The sequence below is a fragment of the Caulobacter sp. SL161 genome (assembly GCF_026672375.1).
Taxonomy (GTDB): domain Bacteria; phylum Pseudomonadota; class Alphaproteobacteria; order Caulobacterales; family Caulobacteraceae; genus Caulobacter.
Map to the genome: position 1 here is coordinate 516,538 of NZ_JAPPRA010000001.1, position 18,012 is coordinate 534,549.

General features: G+C 66.9%; 20 protein-coding genes. 12 read left to right on the forward strand and 8 right to left on the reverse strand.

The annotated features are described in order from the left end of the window. Positions 1 to 18: 18 nt before the first annotated feature. Together fabA and OVA11_RS02710 are read right to left on the reverse strand one after the other, a co-directional pair. Positions 19 to 531: a 3-hydroxyacyl-[acyl-carrier-protein] dehydratase FabA gene (gene fabA / locus OVA11_RS02705; RefSeq protein WP_010921547.1), complete on the reverse strand. Its 513-nt coding sequence runs from the start codon at positions 529 to 531 to the stop codon at positions 19 to 21. Between the two features lie 70 nt (positions 532 to 601). After that, complete coding sequence (locus tag OVA11_RS02710; protein ID WP_268065974.1) at positions 602 to 1,147, reverse strand: SH3 domain-containing protein; 546 nt, start codon at positions 1,145 to 1,147, stop codon at positions 602 to 604. Between the two features lie 72 nt (positions 1,148 to 1,219). Between OVA11_RS02710 and OVA11_RS02715 the strand changes: the two genes are divergently transcribed. Then, positions 1,220 to 2,206 carry a 2-hydroxyacid dehydrogenase gene (locus OVA11_RS02715; protein ID WP_268065976.1) on the forward strand — a complete coding sequence of 329 codons (987 nt, stop codon included), beginning with the start codon at positions 1,220 to 1,222 and terminating at the stop codon, positions 2,204 to 2,206. 95 nt (positions 2,207 to 2,301) lie between these two features. Beyond that, positions 2,302 to 4,305, forward strand: coding sequence for an alpha/beta hydrolase family protein (locus OVA11_RS02720; RefSeq protein ID WP_268065978.1), 2,004 nt, complete (start codon positions 2,302 to 2,304; stop codon positions 4,303 to 4,305). Between the two features lie 4 nt (positions 4,306 to 4,309). Here OVA11_RS02720 and OVA11_RS02725 read toward each other — a convergent pair whose 3' ends face one another. From OVA11_RS02725 to OVA11_RS02735, 3 genes are read right to left on the reverse strand one after another with little or no spacing between them, the layout of a single operon-like run. Beyond that, complete coding sequence (locus OVA11_RS02725) at positions 4,310 to 5,854, reverse strand: acetyl-CoA hydrolase/transferase family protein (protein ID WP_268065981.1); 1,545 nt, start codon at positions 5,852 to 5,854, stop codon at positions 4,310 to 4,312. Between the two features lie 51 nt (positions 5,855 to 5,905). Continuing rightward, positions 5,906 to 6,865 (reverse strand): alpha/beta fold hydrolase, encoded by a 960-nt coding sequence (locus OVA11_RS02730; protein WP_268065983.1) that lies wholly within the window; start codon positions 6,863 to 6,865, stop codon positions 5,906 to 5,908. Positions 6,866 to 6,919: 54 nt separating this feature from the next. After that, positions 6,920 to 7,657, reverse strand: a complete 738-nt coding sequence (locus OVA11_RS02735; RefSeq protein WP_268065985.1) for a HesA/MoeB/ThiF family protein — start codon at positions 7,655 to 7,657, stop codon at positions 6,920 to 6,922. A 5-nt stretch (positions 7,658 to 7,662) separates the two neighbouring features. Here OVA11_RS02735 and hslV point away from each other — a divergent pair, with 5 nt between their 5' ends. The 3 genes from hslV to hslU are packed head-to-tail and all read left to right on the forward strand — an operon-like array spanning position 7,663 to position 10,425. Beyond that, on the forward strand, positions 7,663 to 8,265 hold the full coding sequence (hslV, locus tag OVA11_RS02740) for an ATP-dependent protease subunit HslV (protein WP_015923353.1): 603 nt from the start codon (positions 7,663 to 7,665) through the stop codon (positions 8,263 to 8,265). A 28-nt stretch (positions 8,266 to 8,293) separates the two neighbouring features. Further along, complete coding sequence (locus OVA11_RS02745) at positions 8,294 to 9,136, forward strand: DUF4440 domain-containing protein (protein WP_268065987.1); 843 nt, start codon at positions 8,294 to 8,296, stop codon at positions 9,134 to 9,136. Continuing rightward, the gene (gene hslU, locus OVA11_RS02750) at positions 9,133 to 10,425 is read left to right on the forward strand and encodes an ATP-dependent protease ATPase subunit HslU (RefSeq protein ID WP_268065991.1); all 1,293 of its coding nucleotides are present in this window, start codon (positions 9,133 to 9,135) and stop codon (positions 10,423 to 10,425) included. The genes OVA11_RS02745 and hslU overlap by 4 nt, the downstream gene beginning before the upstream one ends. Positions 10,426 to 10,549: 124 nt before the next feature. On the opposite strand, the gene OVA11_RS02755 is transcribed toward hslU, so the two are convergent. Both OVA11_RS02755 and OVA11_RS02760 read right to left on the reverse strand, forming a co-directional pair. Next, positions 10,550 to 11,452, reverse strand: coding sequence for a bifunctional helix-turn-helix domain-containing protein/methylated-DNA--[protein]-cysteine S-methyltransferase (locus tag OVA11_RS02755; RefSeq protein ID WP_268065994.1), 903 nt, complete (start codon positions 11,450 to 11,452; stop codon positions 10,550 to 10,552). A 46-nt stretch (positions 11,453 to 11,498) separates the two neighbouring features. Next, positions 11,499 to 11,975 carry a DUF2244 domain-containing protein gene (locus OVA11_RS02760; protein WP_268065997.1) on the reverse strand — a complete coding sequence of 159 codons (477 nt, stop codon included), beginning with the start codon at positions 11,973 to 11,975 and terminating at the stop codon, positions 11,499 to 11,501. A 63-nt stretch (positions 11,976 to 12,038) separates the two neighbouring features. On the opposite strand from OVA11_RS02760, the gene nth reads away from it, so the two are divergent. Next, a complete protein-coding gene (nth, locus tag OVA11_RS02765) occupies positions 12,039 to 12,764 on the forward strand; it encodes an endonuclease III (protein WP_268066000.1) in 726 nt (241 codons plus the stop codon). Positions 12,765 to 12,884: 120 nt separating this feature from the next. Here the strand turns inward: nth and OVA11_RS02770 are convergent, their stop codons facing one another. Further along, the gene (locus OVA11_RS02770) at positions 12,885 to 13,742 is read right to left on the reverse strand and encodes an ATP-grasp domain-containing protein (protein ID WP_268068879.1); all 858 of its coding nucleotides are present in this window, start codon (positions 13,740 to 13,742) and stop codon (positions 12,885 to 12,887) included. A 144-nt stretch (positions 13,743 to 13,886) separates the two neighbouring features. Here OVA11_RS02770 and OVA11_RS02775 point away from each other — a divergent pair, with 144 nt between their 5' ends. From OVA11_RS02775 to OVA11_RS02800, 6 genes are read left to right on the forward strand one after another with little or no spacing between them, the layout of a single operon-like run. Continuing rightward, positions 13,887 to 14,876, forward strand: coding sequence for an adenosine kinase (locus OVA11_RS02775; RefSeq protein WP_268066003.1), 990 nt, complete (start codon positions 13,887 to 13,889; stop codon positions 14,874 to 14,876). A 7-nt stretch (positions 14,877 to 14,883) separates the two neighbouring features. Beyond that, positions 14,884 to 15,474, forward strand: coding sequence for an imidazoleglycerol-phosphate dehydratase HisB (hisB, locus tag OVA11_RS02780; RefSeq protein WP_096052999.1), 591 nt, complete (start codon positions 14,884 to 14,886; stop codon positions 15,472 to 15,474). A gap of 12 nt (positions 15,475 to 15,486) precedes the next feature. Next, positions 15,487 to 16,128 carry an imidazole glycerol phosphate synthase subunit HisH gene (hisH, locus tag OVA11_RS02785; RefSeq protein ID WP_268066006.1) on the forward strand — a complete coding sequence of 214 codons (642 nt, stop codon included), beginning with the start codon at positions 15,487 to 15,489 and terminating at the stop codon, positions 16,126 to 16,128. Then, complete coding sequence (hisA, locus tag OVA11_RS02790; protein ID WP_268066008.1) at positions 16,116 to 16,850, forward strand: 1-(5-phosphoribosyl)-5-[(5-phosphoribosylamino)methylideneamino]imidazole-4-carboxamide isomerase; 735 nt, start codon at positions 16,116 to 16,118, stop codon at positions 16,848 to 16,850. The genes hisH and hisA overlap by 13 nt, the downstream gene beginning before the upstream one ends. Further along, positions 16,850 to 17,632 (forward strand): imidazole glycerol phosphate synthase subunit HisF, encoded by a 783-nt coding sequence (gene hisF / locus OVA11_RS02795; protein ID WP_268066011.1) that lies wholly within the window; start codon positions 16,850 to 16,852, stop codon positions 17,630 to 17,632. Before hisA ends, hisF begins: the two co-directional genes overlap by 1 nt. Next, entirely contained in the window at positions 17,629 to 17,955 is a 327-nt protein-coding gene (locus OVA11_RS02800; protein ID WP_268066014.1) for a phosphoribosyl-ATP diphosphatase, read from the forward strand. Before hisF ends, OVA11_RS02800 begins: the two co-directional genes overlap by 4 nt. The last annotated feature ends 57 nt before the right edge of the window (positions 17,956 to 18,012 follow it).

Below are 18,012 nucleotides of genomic sequence, written 5' to 3' on the forward strand. Positions count from 1 at the left end.
CCGGTCTCGTCTAACGGATCAAGCCATTTGTTCGGGCGTGAACAGGCCAACCTTCAGGTCACTGGTTTCGTAGATCACCTTGCCGTCGGCTTCCAGGACGCCGTCAGCGATGCCCATGACCAGCTTGCGCATGATCACACGCTTCAGATCGATCTTGTAGACGACCTTCTTGATGTCGGGCGTGACCTGACCCGTGAATTTCACCTCGCCGACGCCCAGGGCGCGGCCACGGCCGGGACCGCCCGACCAGCCCAGGAAAAAGCCGACCAGTTGCCACATGGCGTCCAGGCCCAGGCAGCCGGGCATGACGGGGTCGCCGATGAAGTGGCAGTCGAAAAACCAGAGGTCGGGGCGGATGTCGAACTCAGCCTCGACATAGCCCTTGCCGTACTTGCCGCCCTCGGCTTCGATCCGGACGATCCGGTCGAACATCAGCATCGGCGGCGCCGGCAGTTGGGCGTTGCCGGGACCGAACATCTCGCCGCGACCGCAAGCCAGGAGTTCTTCGAAGGTGTAGGCGTTCTTCTGCATGGCGCACGCCCTAGCACGACGGTGGGTGAGGTCTCAACGTTTCCCTACGCGAACCCGATCCCGAGCCGATCTATCGTTTGCGACACTGAACGGCCGGATCCGCGCCCCAGATCTCACCCTCGCGCGCCCAACCCGACGATCCATCGGCGCGAAGCCTGCACCAGCCGTTCTCGCACTTGTCCAGCGAGGCCACCGCCCGCGCCTTCAGATAGGCGTTGACCTTGGCGCCGTCCTTGGGCGCGCTGAGCAGAGCCAGATTGGTTGGCTGGACGCGCATCGCCGATCGGCGGCCGTCGGTGGTGCGCTTGTGAACCCACGCCAGACCGCCTTCCGGATCACAGATCCGGCGCCATTCGCGGGTTTCAGCCACAACCTGAACCGGCAGGCCCTTGGCGTGATAGACCCAGAGAAGCTGATGGTCCTCATCCGGGCCGTTACGGGCGTTGACCTCAGCGTACTTGAGCGAGACGTAGCGAGGCACCTCCAGGCCCGAAGGGGTGACCTTAGGGCCCTGGGCCGCAACGGGCCCAGCCAGAAGGGGCGCTCCCGCCGCAATTGCGACCATGACACGGGTCAAACCCATTCGAGACGAACCTTGTTCTGTTTTTGACCGCATGTTGCTTGGCCCCCACCGGCCCCTTTGCTACAGCTTTCAAACGCCTGTCAGAGAGAGCTTTTCAAACCGCCCATGGCCGCCCGCAAGCTCAAAGTCATCGTCACCCGCAAACTTCCCGATCCGGTGGAGACGCGGATGTGCGAACTGTTCGACACCGAACTGAACGTCTCCGACAAACCCATGACGGCGGATGAGCTGGTCGACGCCATGGGCCGCGCCGACGTGCTGGTGCCGACGATCACTGACCGCATCGACTCACGCCTTCTGTCGCGATCCGGCGATCGGCTCAAGCTGATCGCCAATTTTGGCGCCGGCGTGGACAATATCGACGTCGCCACCGCCAACGCCCGCGGCATCATTGTCACCAACACCCCGGGCGTCCTGACCGAAGACACCGCCGACCTGACCATGACCCTGATCATGGCCGCTTCGCGTCGGATCGTAGAGGGGGCGGAAGTCGTCAAGGCCGGCGGTTTCCACGGCTGGTCGCCGACCTGGATGATGGGCCGTCGCCTGTGGGGCAAGCGCCTGGGCATCATCGGCATGGGTCGCATCGGCCAAGCCGTGGCCCGCCGCGCCAAGGCGTTCGGCATGCAGGTCCACTACCATAACCGCAAGCCGGTCAGCCCGCGCATCGCTGAGGAACTGGGCTGCACCTACTGGGAAAGCCTCGACCAGATGCTGGCCCGGATGGACTTCGTGTCGGTCAACTGCCCGCACACCCCGGCCACCTACCACCTGCTGTCGGCCCGCCGCCTGAAACTGCTGCGCCCGCACGCCGTGGTGGTCAACACCGCGCGGGGCGAGGTGATCGACGAAGGCGCCCTGGCCAACATGCTGGCCAAGGGCGAGATCGCCGGGGCCGGTCTCGACGTCTACGAGCACGAACCGGCCATCAATCCCAAGCTCCTGAAGCTGCCCAACGTGGTGCTGCTGCCCCACATGGGCTCGGCCACGGTCGAGGGCCGCATCGACATGGGCGAGAAGGTCATCGTCAACGTGAAGACCTTCATGGACGGGCACCGCCCGCCGGACCGGGTCATCCCAGCGATGCTGTAGGCGCGGCCTTAGCGCCTGCGCGCCGCCGCCGATCGAGAGACTTGCTTGTGGCGACTTCCCTCAATACGCTCGCTTGAGTTGAGGGGAACAGAGCCATGCTTAGCCGTCGCGCCATTGTCGCGTCGGGCGTTTTCGCGCCCGCGCTGGCCAGCTTTTCGATCGCTAGGGCTCAGGCCTCACCTCACACCATCGAGGAACTCAGCGCGCCGCCGGTCGACCGCGATGCGGCGCTGTCTCCGAACGGCAAGTTCATCGCCTTGGCGTCAACGCGTCGGATCGACGAGAACAAGGATGACTCCAGCATCACGATCATCCCGGCCGACAATCCCGAGAAGACCCTGACCGTGCTGCCGCTCGGCGATCGAGATATCGCGAACGTCACCTGGGCCAGTGACCGCCGCCTGCTCATCACCCTGGTGATCCCCCTGCGACGCGGCGGGCCGTCCATCGGGACTCGCCTCGCCTCGACATCAGATCCGGACGAGCGGCCGAAGGCGCGCCGGGTTCTGGCCATCGACATGGACGGCAAGAACAGTGTCATGCTCTTCGGTAACGATCAGATGCTGCGCGAGGTGCCGGACCTGGGGGACATCGTTGACCTTTTGCCCGATGATCCCGACCACATCCTGGTCAAGGCTGCCAACTTCAGCGCTGGGATCTATTGCCTCTACAAGGTCAACATCCTGACCGGTGAACCGGAGCTCTTCGAGCGCGGCACGCTAAAGACCCGCCGCTGGTTGACCCAAGCCGGCGTTCCGGTTGTCCGCTATGACTACAATGATCGCGGCACCGTGCAGACGATTTATGTCCGGGCGCCGGGAGAGGCCGCGTGGCGGTTCTTCCGCAAGCTACGCGGCGATCAGCAATCGAAGGCCGAGTTCGAGTTCATAGGCGCAGCGCCTCAGCCCGGCGTGATGCTGGCGCTCGCGCCCCAGGGCGACGATGGGGCGCTGGCGCTACGCGAGTTTGATCTGCGCACCCTGGCCCTGGGCAAGACCCTGGCCGGCAAACCCAATCGCGACGCCGAATGGGTTTTGCGAAGCCGCAAGGGCGAGCTTATGGGCGTGGCCTTCATCGAAGATCGCCTGACCTACCAATTCACCGATCCGCGCATGGAGTCGGTCTATCGCGGCCTCAATCGTTACCTCGGCGATGTCTGCAACATTCGCATTTTCGATATCAGCGACGACGGCATGCGGTTCCTGGCGCGCGTCACCGGCCCCCGTGAACCTGGAACGCTCTATTTCTATGACCGAGTGACAAAGCGCTTCGACGGGATCGGCCAAGCCTATCCGACACTGACGCCCGAGCGCCTGGCGCCCATGGAGACCCTCAGCGTCCGCACCCGCGACGGTGCGACGATCACCGCCTATCTGACCATTCCGCTGGCGCCTGGCCCCCGGCCCCTGGTCGTGTTTCCGCACGGTGGACCGGAACTGCGCGACCACTACGACTATCAGACCTTTGTCCAGGTTCTGGCCGCGCAGGGCTGGTTGGTGTTGCAGCCCAATTTCAGGGGCTCAGGCGGCTACGGGAAGGCGTTCGCCGACGCCGGTCGCAAGCGCTGGGGCGACCGGATGCAGGAAGACCTCGAGGACGCCGTGGCGCATGTCCTGGCCAGCGGACGCGCTGATCCAAAGCGTGTGGCCATCGCCGGCGCGAGTTACGGCGGCTATGCGGCGCTGCAGGGCGCGGTCCGCCATCCAGATCTCTACAAGGCCGTGGTGTCCATCGCAGGGGACTGCGATCTGGTGGAGTCGATCGCCTTTTCCAGGATGCAGGACGGGCCCGATTCACCCTCCTATCTCTATTGGTTGGAGACAATCGGAGACCCCGCCAAGGATCGCGACATGCTGAGAGCCGCTTCGCCGGCCTTGCACGCCGAAAAGGTGCAAGCGCCGGTGCTGCTGATCCACGGTCTGGAGGACGTGATCGTTGCGCCCAAACAATCACGAATCATGCAGAGCGCTCTGAAATCGGCGGGAAAGTCGGTCGAACTGATCGAGTTGAAGGACGTGGGCCACCGCGATTTGCGTGAGGAGCATTGGAATCTCGTCTACTCGCGAACCGTCCAACACATCGCCAAGGCCTTAGCCTGACGCTTCACCCGCGCATATCGCCTGTTTCGATGAACCGCTGGTGCCAGGCGAAGGCCTCCATCAGCAGGGTCGGCGACTGCTGGCCGTAGGAGTCGCGCCGGGCGCGGGCCAGATAGTCCTTCAAGGCCGGGCGATAGTCCGGATGGGCGCAGTTCTCGATGATCACCTCGGCCCGCTGCCGCGGCGACAGGGCCCGCAGATCGGCCAGGCCCTGCTCGGTGACCAGGACCTGGACGTCCTGGTTGATGTGATCGACGTGCGGGGCCTTGGGGACAATGGTCGAGATCTTGCCGCCCTTGGCCGTCGACGGGGCCATGAAGATCGAGACATAGGCGTTGCGGGCGAAGTCGCCGCTGCCGCCAATGCCGTTCTGAATGCGCGAACCCATAAGGTGGGTCGAGTTCACCGCCCCGTGGATGTCGGCCTCGATCATGCCGTTCATGGCGATGCAACCGAGGCGCCGGATCAGCTCCGGATGATTGCTGATCTCCTGCGGTCGCAGCACCAGACGGTCGCGGAGCCGGTCGAGATCGGCGTTCAGCGTATGCGCCGCCTCGGGGCTGAGCGAGAAGGCCGTGGCCGAGGCGCTGAGCAGCCTGCCGGACTCCAGCAGCGCCAGCATCCCGTCCTGCAGGACCTCGGTATAGGCGGTCATACCGTCGAACGGTCCGTCGACCAGACCGAACATCACCGCGTTGGCGATATTGCCGACGCCCGACTGCAGTGGCAGCAGATTGGCCGGCAGGCGGCCGCGCGCCACCTCGTGGCGGAAGAACTCCAGAAGGTGGCCGGCGATCGCACGGTGATCCTCTCCCGGCGCATCGAACGGCAGATTACGGTCGGGGGTGTCGGTTTCGACCACCGCCACGACCTTCGCCGGGTCGCACCGGAAATAGGCCTCGCCGATCCGCTGGTCGGGCCGTGTCAGCGGAATGGGCCGACGGTCTGGTGGCAGGGCCGTGCCGTAGTAGATGTCGTGCATCCCCTCCAAGGCGGGGTTTTGCCAACGGTTCACCTCGAGGATCACCTTCGAGGCCCGGTCGATCCAGGTCTTGTTGTTGCCCACGGACGAGGACGGGATCAGCGACCCGTCCGGCCGGATCCCGGTGACCTCGATCAGGGCGGTGTCAAGCGGTCCGAGGAACCCCTGCCAGGCCATCGGGGCCACCTGCGACAGGTGCATGTCGAAATAGTCCATCTCGCCGCGATTGATCATCTCGCGTGCGATGGGGTCGGAGTTGTAGGGCAGCCGAAACTCGATGCCATTGGCCTTGGCCAGGGCCCCGTCCAGCTCGGGTCCCGTCGAGGCGCCGGTCCAGACCCGCAGCTTGAAGGGGCGCCCAGCGGCGTGCTCGGCCTCGATGCGGCGCGCCAGGGCCGTAGGCACGGCCTTGGGATAGCCCGATCCGGTGAAGCCGCTCATGCCGACGGTTTCGCCAGGACCGATCAGCGCCGCCGCGTCGTCGGCGGACATCACCCTGGCCTTCAGCGCGTCCAGCCCGATCCGTGATCCGCTCATGCTCGCCCCACGCGCTTGCTCCGCCCGCATATGGCGGGTCTGGCGCTGCGCTGTCAGGTCCGTACGAACCCGAAGACGACGTTATTCGACCGGATGGGCGGCGAGCCAGGCCTCGAGATCCGCCGCCGAGCGGTCGGGAATCTGCTCCATCGGCACATGGCCCACGCCCGGATAGAGGATCAGGGTCGCCCCCGGTATGGCCTTGTGGAACTTCTCGCCGTCGGCGGCCGGAATGATCCGGTCCTCCTGGCCGAACATGATCAGGGTCGGCGCGTGGATCGTCGAAAGCTCGGCCACGGTGGCGTCACGACGCGGCCCGCTCTGCAGAGACAGCAGAATGTCGCGATGACCGGGCCCGCGGGACAGTTCGACATAGCGATCGATCAAGGCCGGGGTGACCAGGCTCTGATCCCAGTAGCCCGAGCGTAGCCCTTGAGCGACCAGAGGCCGGGTGTCGACGTCCTTCAGCACCGCGCGGCCAATAGGGGTGCGAAGTATGGTGAAGATCAAAGCTCCGCCTGATTTCTCGGACGGCCAACCCGCCGCATCGACCAGTACGAGCCGCTGAACCTTGTCGGGATGATCGACTGCGTAGGTCCAGGCGACCGCGCCGCCCATCGAATTGCCGGCCAGGGTGAAGCGGGTCAGGCCCAGCCGGGCCGTCAGAGCGTCGACCACCGCGACGAACCCTTGACGCCCCGCGACATAGGGGCCCGATGTCCGCGTCAGACCATGACCCGGAAGATCCAGAACGATCACGCGATAGGACTTGGACAGCCGCGCCGCCCAGGCGTCCCAGGCGTGAGTCGAGGCCGAATAGCCGTGCACCAGAACAATCGCCGGGGCGTCACGCGGTCCAAGGTCGCGATAATGCGCCCGCACGCCGCCCGGAAGCTCCATGTAGCGGGAGTCCGGATAGCCATACTTGGCTTCCAGCGTCGCATAGGGAATGTCTGGCCTCTGCAACAGGAACCAGGCCCCCACGGCGACAGCGATCAACACACCCAGCGCGATCGCCAGGCCCCGCGCCCAGGTTTTCATCCCAAGACTCCCACAGACAGACAGCCCATAGCGAACGGTGTTACGCTAGGGAGGTCAAGCGCCGCAGGACGGGCACTGAGGGTCGCGCCCGATCCGGACGGTGCGGGTTTCACCGGCCAAACCATCGTAGATCAGCAAGCGCCCCGAAAGGGGCTCACCCGCGCCCGTGATCAGCTTCACCGCCTCCAAGGCCATCATGGAGCCGATCACGCCGGCGAGCGCCCCGACCACGCCCACCAGGGCGCAGGTCTCCGCGTCGGGCGGGATGTCCGGCACCAGACATCGATAGCAGGGCTGGCCGTGGAACACGCCGACCTGTCCCGTCCAGCGCCCCAGAGCGCCACTGACGAGGGCCTTGCCCTGCGCAACGCAAGCATCGCTCACAGCAAATCGGGTCGCGAAATCGTCTGTGCCGTCCAGAACCAGGTCATACCCGGAAACCACCGCCTGGGCGTTGGAGGCGTCCAGCCATACCGGGTGGTTTTCGACGCTTGTGTTCGGATTGAGCGCGCGCAGGTGCTCGCTCGCGACCTCCACCTTGGGCCGGCCCACATCGGCTGTGGCGTAAAGCACCTGACGCTGCAGGTTCGACAGCGAGACGATGTCCGGGTCGACCAGGCCGATTGTCCCAACCCCGGCGGCGGCCAGATACAGCGCGGCGGGCGCGCCGAGGCCGCCCGCCCCCACCATCAGAACCCGCGCGGCCTTCAGCTTCTGCTGGCCCGGGCCACCGACCTCGCGCAGCACCAGGTGGCGGGCGTAGCGCTCGACTTCGGCTTCCGAAAAACTCATGGCGCTTGACCCTCCGCCCCGGCCTCGCCACATGCGAAGCCATGCAAAGCAACAGCTCTTCCTTCCCCGACTGGCACGGCACGACCATTCTGGCGGTGCGCAAGAACGGTTCGACCGTGATCGCCGGCGACGGACAGGTCTCCATGGGCCCAACCGTCGTCAAGGGCAACGCCCGCAAGGTGCGTCGCCTGGCCGGTGGCAAGGTGGTCGCGGGCTTCGCCGGCGCCACGGCCGACGCCTTCACGCTCATTGAGCGCTTGGAAGCTAAACTGGAACAGTATCCCGACCAGCTGGCCCGCGCCTGCGTGGACCTGGCCAAGGACTGGCGGACCGACCGCTACCTGCGCCGGCTGGAAGCCATGCTGCTGGTGGCCGACAAGACGGCCATCTACACCGTCACCGGCGTCGGCGATGTTCTGGAGCCTGGCGAGAGCCTTGGCGGCGGGGCGGTCGCGGCCATCGGCTCGGGCGGCAACTACGCCCTGGCGGCCGGCAAGGCCTTGATCGATCTGGACCTCTCGGCCGAGGACATCGCCCGCAAGGCGATGGGCATCGCCGCCGAGATTTGCGTCTACACAAACGGTAACCTGACGGTCGAAAGCCTTTAGGCTTTACTCCCGCCGGGAGGACTTTCGCATGTTCAAGATCATGCTGATCGCCGGGCTCGCCGCCGCTGGCTGGACGACGTCCGCATGGGCCGAGCCCGGTCCCGCCGCCCAGGTTGAAGCCGCCGAACGCGCTTTCGCGGCGGACGGCTTGGCGCTGGGAATCCGGGATTCGTTTCTCAAGCACATGGCTGATGACGCGATCATGTTCGCGCCAGGGCCGGTGAGCGCCAGAGCCCTCTACGAGAAGCGGCCCTCCAGCAAGACGCCGAAACTGGAGTGGTGGCCCCAGAGGATCGTCGCGGCCCGATCGGGCGATCTCGCGCTCTCGGTCGGCCCCTCCGAGATCAACGACAAGCGCGGCGGCTACTTCGCGACCATCTGGCGCAAGGCGCCGGACGGGCGGTGGAGATGGATCTATGATGGCGGAGCGGCCGCCGACGCCGCCAGCGCCCCAGGTCCGGATGCGCCGACCACGCTCGATCCCGTCGCCAAGTCCGGCGAGCACTCGGCGGCCCTCGCCTTCGACAAGGTCCGAGCGGCGGAGAGCGCCTTGGCCCAGGCGGCTGAAAGCGACGCGCCCGCCGCCTATCGACGCGCCCTGGCGGCAGACGCCTGGTTGCTGGGCCCGAAGGGAACCGAAGGCCTGACGCCCGCCGCCGTCGCCGAACGCACAAACGCGCGGCCCCAGCGCATGGTCCTCACTCTGCGTGGCGGCGGCGCCTCGAAGGCAGGCGACTTCGTCTGGACCCATGGCGAGGCCGGATGGGCCGACCACCAGGAAATCATCGAACACGCGCACTATATGCATGTCTGGCAGAAGCGCCCCGAAGGGTGGCGCTTGATCTTCGAGGCCCTGATCAACGACCGATGACTGAGTTTTCCCCCCGCGAGATCGTTTCCGAACTGGACCGCTACATCGTCGGCCACGCCGAGGCCAAGAAGGCTGTGGCGGTAGCCCTGCGCAACCGCTGGCGCCGCCGCCGCGTGCCCGTCGACCTGCGCGATGAGGTGACCCCGAAGAACATCCTGCTGATCGGTCCCACCGGCGTCGGCAAGACCGAGATCGCCCGTCGTCTGGCCAAGCTGGCCCAGGCGCCGTTCCTGAAGGTGGAAGCCACCAAGTTCACCGAGGTCGGCTATGTCGGCCGCGACGTCGACCAGATCGTCCGCGATCTCGTCGAAAGCGCCCTGGCCATGGTGCGCGACAAGCGCCGCGCCGCCGTGAAGGCCAAGGCCGAGGGCGCCGCCGAGGAGCGCATCCTCGACGCGCTGACCGGTCCGGGCTCGACCGCCGCCCGCGAGGCGTTCCGCCGAAAGCTGCGCGCCGGCGAGCTGGACGATAAGGAGGTCGAGCTGCAGCTGGCCGACACCGGCGGCCCCAGCTTCGACATTCCCGGCCAGCCGGGCGCTGCGGTGTTCAACCTGTCGGACATGATGAAGTCGCTGGGCGGCGGCCGCACCAAGACCCACAAGACCACCGTCTCGGGCGCCTGGGCGCCGCTGATCGCCGAAGAGAGCGACAAGCTGCTGGACCAGGAAGCCCTGACCCAGGAGGCGCTGGAGCTGGCCGAGAACCACGGCATCGTCTTTCTGGACGAGATCGACAAGGTCGCCAGCTCGTCTCAGCGCTCCGGCGCCGACGTCAGCCGCGAGGGCGTGCAGAGGGATCTTCTGCCGCTGATCGAGGGCACGACAGTCTCGACCAAGCACGGGCCGGTCAAAACCGACCACATCCTGTTCATCGCTTCGGGCGCTTTCCACGTCGCCAAACCGTCGGACCTCTTGCCCGAACTGCAGGGCCGCCTGCCGATCCGGGTGGAGCTGAAGGGCCTGTCGCGCGACGACATGCGCCGCATCCTCACCGAGCCGGAAGCCAATCTGATCCGCCAGCACCAGGCGCTGATGGCGACCGAAGAGGTCACGCTGGTCTTCACTGATGAGGCCATCGACGCCCTGGCCGACGCAGCGGTGGCCGTGAACGGCTCGGTCGAGAACATCGGCGCCCGCCGGTTGCAGACGGTCATGGAGAAGGTGGTCGAGGAGATCAGCTTCACCGCCGCCGATCGCGGCGGCGAAACGGTGACGATCGACGCGGCCTATGTGCAGGAGCGGGTGGGCGCGCTAGCGGCGAACGCGGATCTGAGCCGGTTTATTCTGTAACCCCAAAATCCTCCCCCTCGCGGGGGAGGTGGTCGCAAAGCGACCGGAGGGGGAAGTTCTGCTGAGCTTGCGACTTCCCTCTCCGTCGGCTTCGCCGACACCTCTCCCTTGGGGAGAGGGTTCATCACCTCGCCGCCGCCACCGCCTCCATCCCCAGGATCGCCGCCTTGCGGGCGAGACCCCAGTGATAGCCGGTCAGCCGGCCATCCTTGGCGATGGCGCGGTGACAGGGGATCAGCAGCGAGATGGGATTGGCCCCGATGGCGCCGCCCGTCGCCTGGAACGCCTTGGGCTTGCCCGCCCAAGCCGCGACCTGTCCGTAGGTGGCCGTCTCGCCGGTCGGTATCCGTAAAAGCGCTTTCCAGACCTGGACGTGAAACGGCGAGCCGATCAGGACAACCGGCAAAGGCCCCTCGCCGCCGGCGAAGGCGTGCAGGGCCGTGGCCTGAGCCGAAAGGTCGTCGCGGCTCCAGTCAGCGGCCGGGAAGCGACGATGCATGTCGGCGAAGCTGGCCTCGTCATCGCCATCGGAAAACGCCAGGCCCGCCAGACCTCGCTCGGCAATTACGAAAAGTCCTCTGCCGAACGGCGTCGGCGCCCAGCCCCAGCGCAGCCGCATGCCCGCACCGCGCCGACGCACCTCGCCCGGGGTCGCCGCCTCCTGGGCGATGAACAGGTCGTGCAGGCGCGAGGGTCCGGAGAGTCCCGCGTCGAAGGCGGCGTCCAGCACTGTGCCGCCAGCCTCGAGCGAGCGTCGCGCCTCGGCGTGGGCGATGGCCGAGACGAAGGTCTTGGGGCTCACCCCCGCCCAACGCGTGAAAATGCGTTGGAAGTGGAAGGGCGATAAGCCGACGGCTTGGGCGGCGTCGTCCAGCGACGGATGGTCCGACCATCGCTCGGCCAGCCAGTCCAGCGCCTTGGCCATGCGGTGATAGTCGACCGAGCGCTCGGCCAAGCGGGCCAGCTCCTGGCGCGCGGCCTCGGAAATGGCGTCGGAAAGGGGGGATGCGTCGTAAGCCATGGTCATAGGCTAGGCCCACGGCCCGCAGCCGTCCGCCCGGTTCTTGCGCTGATCACGACCAGCGCTCGTTGCGGGCCGATCGGATCGCGTCCTGCAGCGCATTGCCGAACTCAAGTCGCTGATCCGGCCCCAGCGCTCGCGCCAGGGTCATCCGCTTGCGATGAATCATCAGCCGAATCCGGACCTCGTGCTCGCCCGGCTGCTCCACACCGACCCGCGTAAAGGCTGTCGGCGAGGTCCAGACCATGCGTGCGCCCTTTTCGTCCTCGCGGCTGACGGTCACGGCCTCGGCGGTGACCTGGATACGCTCGACCCGCCGAGCGGCCCGCGCGCTGGCGCGCAAGGCGAGCCACAGCGCCAGGACGTCGAGGCCCAGAAACGGCAGCACCGGCGGCGCGTCGATCACGATCAGAAAGATAGCGACCAGCACATTGAACGCCATGACCACGGCCAGAAGCACCGCGCCGCCCTGCGGGCTGAGCGAACGGTGGGGGGCGATCACCCGGTCCATGTAGATCGGCTTGGCCATGGCGCGAATTTAGGGGTCAGCCGCGCTCTTGGCGAGCGGAGTCCCCCACGGCATGGTCGCCCCATGGTCAAGACTCCCCGCAAAGCCGCTTCGGTCAGCAAGACGCCGGTCCGCAAGGCCGCCAAGAAGCCCGTCAAACGCCTCTCCCCGGCCCAGCGTGAGCGTGTCGCGGTTCTGTTCGACCGGTTCGAGGGTCTGGACCTGCACCCCAAGACCGAGCTGAACTATTCCAACCCGTACGAACTGGTCACGGCCGTCGCCCTGTCGGCCCAGGCCACCGACGTCCAGGTCAACAAGGCCACCGGCCCGCTGTTTCAGGTCGCGAACAGCGCCGAGGCGATGCTGGCGCTCGGGGAAGAGGGGCTGATCAAGTACATCGCCTCGATCGGCCTGTTCCGCAGCAAGGCCAAGAACGTGATCGCCGCCGCCCGGATCATCATGGATAAGCATGGCGGCCAGGTTCCGCTGAACCGCGAGGATCTCGAGGCTCTCCCCGGCGTTGGCCGCAAGACCGCCAGTGTGGTGCTGAACGAACTGGACATCGAACCCGCCATCGCCGTCGACACCCACGTCTTCCGGGTCTCGCATCGTCTCAAGCTGTCGGCCGGCAAGACCCCGGATGCGGTGGAGCAAGACCTTATGCGGGTTGTCCCCCCACCCTACCAGACCCGCGCGCACCACTGGCTGATCTTGCACGGCCGCTATGTCTGCGTGGCGAGGAAGCCCAAGTGCGAGATTTGCAAGATCAGCGACCTGTGCCCGTCGCGGGAGCTGTTCCTGGGGGCGTGACTTGCCCCCTCCGCGCCTCCGGCGCTCCTCCCCCGGAGGGGGAAGAAGGATGGCGGGGCCTTCTGTCCCCTTTGGGGGCGGCCGACTTCGCAAAGCGAAGTCAGGTGGGAGCCTGCTGAGCTAGCCGATCGCCCGCAACACCGCCGCCGCGAAGGCCGCGCCCTGGTCATGGGCGTGCTCCAGGAAAAGGTCAGGCTCGATGACCTCCAGCTCCATCAGCTGGGGCGTGTGGTCGAGGCCCCGGATCAAATCAACGCGGGCATAGGTCAGGGGCGGTCCGGCGGCTTCCAGCACCATGGCGGCAGCGCGCAGGGCTTCGGGCTCGGGCGCGACCTCGCTGACCCGGCCGCCGAACTGCGGCTGGACGCGGAAATCGCCATCGACGGCGACCTTGGTCACCGCATGGCTAAACTGGCCGTCGAAGAAGAACAGCGAAAGCTCCCCCTCCTCGCCCACCGCCGGCAGGAAGGGCTGGATGAGCGCCGGGCCGGTCGGACCGCCGTCCAGCGAACCGCGACGCTTGACCCGGATGGTCTCGTGCGAGCCGGCCGAGACCTGCGGCTTGACCACCACCTCGTCGACCCCGAAGGCGTCGAACGCAGCCTCGAGCGCCTCGGGCGTCAGACGGTCGCGAGCCTGGGTCGGCACGACGGGCGCGCCCTTTCCCGCCAGCTCGACCAGATAGGTCTTGGTCGAATTCCAGCGCAGCACCGAGGGCGGATTCACCATGCGCACCCCGCTCGCCTCGAAGGCGTCGAGCTGCGCGAACCAGTCCGCCTGCCGGGCGTGGTAGCCCCAGGCCAGGGACGGCATGACCAAGCGCGCCTGGCCTGGCGCGACAGGATCGGTCCATGGCTGAGCCTCGACGGTCAGGCCGTGGGCGTGCAGTGGCGCCGCCAGGCGCTCGAACAGGGTCAACCAGCTGTCGCCATAGCGATGCTCATCGCGAGCCGGGACCAGGAGCAGGACATCGACCATCGGTTTACCCATGCTTGCTAGAACAGCGCAGCTAGGATGTCGCAGGACTTTGGGCAACCCTCGCGTTGCCACGGCCGACTACATCCTTTAATCGCAACGCTGCTTGGACCTTCGGTCCTGTTCTTTCAAAGGTTTTTCCGTCCCATGACCGCGCTCTACGACGTCGCCGCCATCGGCAACGCCATCGTCGACGTCATCGCCCAGTGCGACGACGCCTTCCTCGAGCGCGAGGGCCTGGTGAAGGGCTCGATGGCCCTGATCGATCCGGCGCGCGCCGCCAGCCTGTACGACGTGATGTCGGCGGCGATCGAAGCCTCGGGCGGCAGCGCCGCCAACACCGTGGCCGGCGTCGCCAGCTTCGGCGGCAAGGCCGCGTTCCTGGGCAAGGTCGCCGACGACCAGCTGGGCCGCGTGTTCCGCCACGACATGAACGCGATCGGCTGCGTCTTCACGACCCCGCCGCTCGCGGAAGGCCCGGCGACAGCGCAGAGCCTGATCAACGTCACCCCCGACGCCCAGCGCACCATGTCGACCTATCTGGGCGCGTGCGTGGAGCTGAACCCCGCCGACGTCGACCCGGACATCATCGAGGCCGCGCAGATCTCGTATCTGGAAGGCTATCTCTTCGATCCGCCCGAAGCGCGCCGCGCCTTCGCCAAGGCCGCCGCCCTCGCACACGGCTCGGGCCGCAAGATCGCCCTGACCCTGTCCGACAGCTTCGTCGTCGATCGCCACCGCGGCGCCCTGCTGGGCTTTGTCGAAACCCAGTGCGACATCGTCTTCGCCAACGCCGCAGAGGTCTGCGCCCTGTTCGAGACCGACGATTTCGACGCGGCGGTGAAGGCCCTGGCCGAACGCTGCGAGATCGCCGCCGTGACCCGCAGCGAAAAAGGCTCGGTGGTCGCGGCAAACGGGCAGTTGCACGAAATCTCGGCCTATCCCGTGGAAAAAGTCGTGGACACGACCGGCGCAGGCGACCAATACGCGGCGGGTTTCCTCTTTGGCCTTTCCCACGGCCGCCCGCTGCCTATCTGTGGCCAGCTGGGCAGCCTGGCGGCCGCCGAGGTGATCGACCACTACGGTCCGCGTCCGCAGGTCTCCCTGCGCGAGCTGGCTGAAAAGAACGGACTTTAGAGCTCAAATGGCCCGCACCGCTGAAGTGGTCCGCGAGACGAAGGAGACCCAGATCCGGGTCTGGATCGATCTCGACGGGACCGGCGTCTCGACGATCTCCACCGGCATTGGTTTCTATGACCATATGCTGGAGAGCTTCGCGCGCCATGGCGGCTTCGACCTGAAGGTCGAGACCAAGGGCGACCTGCATATCGACATGCACCACACGGTCGAGGACACCGGCATCGTGCTGGGCCAGGCGATCCACAAGGCGCTGGACGGCTTCAAGGGCATCCGCCGCTTCGGCTCGGCCTATATCCCGATGGACGAGACCCTGACCCGTTGCGCCATCGACCTCTCCAACCGGCCGTATCTGATCTGGAAGGTCGAGTTCAAGCGCCCCAAGGTCGGGGAGATGGACACCGAGCTCTTCAAGGAGTTCCACCACGCGTTCGCCATGAACAGCGGGGCGTGCGTGCATCTGGAGACCCTGTACGGCGACAACACCCACCACGTCGCCGAAAGCGGCTTCAAGGCCCTGGCCCGGGCGCTGCGTCAGGCGGTCGAGATCGACCCCAAGACCGGCGGTCAGGCGCCGTCCACCAAGGGCGTGCTGTAGGAACCTGATTTCATGCAGACCGTCGCCCTGATCGATTACGGGTCGGGCAACCTGCGTTCGGCCGAGAAGGCCCTGCGCGAGGCGGCCCGCCGTCGCGCGCTCGACGCCGACATCGTTGTCACCGCTGACCCCGACCTTGTCGCCAAGGCCGATCGCGTCTTCCTGCCCGGCGTCGGGGCCTTCGCCTCCTGCCGCGCGGGCCTGGACGCCACCGGCGTCTATGAAGCGATGAACCAGGCCGTCCACGGCCGGGGTGTTCCGTTCATGGGCATCTGCGTCGGCCACCAGCTCCTGGCCACCGAGGGGCTGGAGTTCGGCGTCACCCCAGGCCTGAACTGGATTCAGGGCCAGGTGAAGAAGCTCGAGCCCAGCGATCCGACGCTGACCATCCCGCACATGGGCTGGAACGCGATCAGCCTCGTGCGTCCTCATGCCCTGTTCGCGGGCATCGACGACGGCGCCCACATGTATTTCGCCAACTCGTTCGCCCTGACCCCTTCCCATGTGGAAGATGTCGTCGCCACCGCCGACCACGGCGGGCCGTTCACGGCCGCTGTGGCCAAGGACAATGTCGCGGGCGTACAGTTCCACCCTGAAAAATCACAAGCATCAGGGCTCGCCCTGCTCGCCAACTTCCTGGAATGGCGCCCATGATCCTCTATCCCGCCATCGACCTGAAGGACGGCCAGTGCGTGCGCCTGCTGCATGGCGACATGGACAAGGCCACGGTCTTCAACACCTCGCCCGCCGACCAGGCCCAGCGCTTCGTCCAGGACGGCTTCTCGTGGCTGCACGTCGTTGACCTGAACGGCGCCATCGAGGGCAAGTCGGTCAACACCGCCGCTGTCGAGCAGATCCTGGAGTCGATCTCGATCCCAGTGCAGCTGGGCGGCGGCATCCGCACCCTGGAAGGCGTCGAGGCCTGGATCGAGGCGGGCGTGTCCCGCGTGATCCTCGGCACCGTGGCCGTGCACGATCCCGAACTGGTCAAGAAGGCCGCGCGCCTGTGGCCCGAGCAGATCGCCGTCGCGGTCGACGTGCGCGACGGCAAGGTCGCCATCGACGGCTGGACGGGCCTGTCGGACCTGTCGGCGATCGACCTGTCGCGCCGTTTCGAGGACGCCGGTGTCGCAGCCCTGATTATCACTGACATCAGCCGCGACGGCGCCCTGACCGGCGTCAATGTCGAGGGCGTAGGCGAGCTCGCCGACGCGGTCTCGATCCCCGTCATCGCCTCGGGCGGTGTGGCCGCCGTGGCCGATATCGAGCGCCTGAAGGCCCGTCAGGGCGTCGAGATCGCCGGCGCCATCCTGGGCCGTTCGCTCTATGCCGGCACGATCAAGCCGTCCGAAGCGTTGATCGCGGCGGCCGCCTGATGCTGAAGACCCGGATCATTCCCTGCCTCGACGTGAAGGACGGGCGGGTGGTCAAGGGGGTCAATTTCGTCTCCCTGCGCGACGCCGGCGATCCGGTGGAGCAGGCGCGCGCCTATGACGCCGCCGGCGCCGACGAGCTGATGTTCCTGGACATCACCGCCTCCAGCGAAGGCCGGGGCCTGATCCTGGACGTCATCTCGCGCACCGCCGAGGTCTGCTTCATGCCCGTCTCTGTGGGCGGCGGCGTGCGGCAGGTCGGTGACATGCGCCGCCTGCTGCTGGCCGGGGCCGACAAGGTCTCGGTCAACACCGCCGCCGTCGAGAATCCCGACCTGATCGCCGGGGGCGCCGACGCCTTCGGGGCCCAGTGCGTGGTCGTGGCCATCGACGCCAAGGCGCGCGAGGACGGCTCGGGCTGGAACGTATGGACCTATGGCGGCCGCAAGGACACCGGGATCGACGTGGTCGAATGGGCCACCAAGATCGTGGAACGCGGCGCGGGCGAGATCCTGCTGACCTCGATGGACCGCGACGGCGCCAAGATCGGCTACGACATCCCGCTGCTGAAGGCCGTGACGGGCGCGGTCAGCGTGCCGGTGATCGCCTCGGGCGGCGCCGGCAAGACCGAACATCTGGTCGAAGCCGCCCGCGACGGCCACGCCGCCGCCGTGCTGGCCGCCTCGATCTTCCACTTCGGCGAGATTTCGATCGGCGAGGCCAAGCAGGCCATGGCCGACGCCGGCATCCCGGTGCGCCTGGACAAGATGAAGGACGTGGCATGAGCCAGCGCCTCACCGACGTCCTGCAACGCCTGTCAGCGACGATCGAGGCCCGCAAGGGCGGCGATCCGTCGGTGTCCTATACGGCGAAGCTCCTGAACGACCCGGCCCTGGCGGCCAAGAAGCTCGGCGAGGAAGCCATCGAGACAGTAATCGCCGCTGTGGCGCAAGGTCCGGACGCGTTGGCGGCCGAAAGCGCCGACCTGCTCTACCACTGGCTGGCCTTGATGGCGGCCTCAGGCGTCTCGCTGGACGCCGTGGCCGAGAAGCTGGAAGCCCGCGAGGGCACCTCCGGCATCGCCGAGAAGGCGTCGCGGAAGGGATAAGCCTCTTCTAGTTACGGGACGCATTGCGGGCGCCCATTCTGGATGGCAGCTTCGCGG

Coding starts and splice junctions, on each gene's coding strand:
- nth (WP_268066000.1), top strand. CDS start 12,039: ATGGTCAAGACTCCCCGCAAAGCCGCTTCGGTCAGCAAGACGCCGGTC.
- fabA (WP_010921547.1), bottom strand. CDS start 531: ATGCAGAAGAACGCCTACACCTTCGAAGAACTCCTGGCTTGCGGTCGC.
- hisB (WP_096052999.1), top strand. CDS start 14,884: ATGGCCCGCACCGCTGAAGTGGTCCGCGAGACGAAGGAGACCCAGATC.
- hisH (WP_268066006.1), top strand. CDS start 15,487: ATGCAGACCGTCGCCCTGATCGATTACGGGTCGGGCAACCTGCGTTCG.
- hslU (WP_268065991.1), top strand. CDS start 9,133: ATGACTGAGTTTTCCCCCCGCGAGATCGTTTCCGAACTGGACCGCTAC.
- OVA11_RS02800 (WP_268066014.1), top strand. CDS start 17,629: ATGAGCCAGCGCCTCACCGACGTCCTGCAACGCCTGTCAGCGACGATC.
- OVA11_RS02760 (WP_268065997.1), bottom strand. CDS start 11,975: ATGGCCAAGCCGATCTACATGGACCGGGTGATCGCCCCCCACCGTTCG.
- OVA11_RS02770 (WP_268068879.1), bottom strand. CDS start 13,742: ATGGTCGATGTCCTGCTCCTGGTCCCGGCTCGCGATGAGCATCGCTAT.
- OVA11_RS02775 (WP_268066003.1), top strand. CDS start 13,887: ATGACCGCGCTCTACGACGTCGCCGCCATCGGCAACGCCATCGTCGAC.
- OVA11_RS02755 (WP_268065994.1), bottom strand. CDS start 11,452: ATGACCATGGCTTACGACGCATCCCCCCTTTCCGACGCCATTTCCGAG.
- OVA11_RS02735 (WP_268065985.1), bottom strand. CDS start 7,657: ATGAGTTTTTCGGAAGCCGAAGTCGAGCGCTACGCCCGCCACCTGGTG.
- OVA11_RS02745 (WP_268065987.1), top strand. CDS start 8,294: ATGTTCAAGATCATGCTGATCGCCGGGCTCGCCGCCGCTGGCTGGACG.
- OVA11_RS02730 (WP_268065983.1), bottom strand. CDS start 6,865: ATGAAAACCTGGGCGCGGGGCCTGGCGATCGCGCTGGGTGTGTTGATC.
- hisA (WP_268066008.1), top strand. CDS start 16,116: ATGGCGCCCATGATCCTCTATCCCGCCATCGACCTGAAGGACGGCCAG.
- OVA11_RS02720 (WP_268065978.1), top strand. CDS start 2,302: ATGCTTAGCCGTCGCGCCATTGTCGCGTCGGGCGTTTTCGCGCCCGCG.
- hisF (WP_268066011.1), top strand. CDS start 16,850: ATGCTGAAGACCCGGATCATTCCCTGCCTCGACGTGAAGGACGGGCGG.
- OVA11_RS02725 (WP_268065981.1), bottom strand. CDS start 5,854: ATGCGGGCGGAGCAAGCGCGTGGGGCGAGCATGAGCGGATCACGGATC.
- OVA11_RS02710 (WP_268065974.1), bottom strand. CDS start 1,147: ATGCGGTCAAAAACAGAACAAGGTTCGTCTCGAATGGGTTTGACCCGT.
- OVA11_RS02715 (WP_268065976.1), top strand. CDS start 1,220: ATGGCCGCCCGCAAGCTCAAAGTCATCGTCACCCGCAAACTTCCCGAT.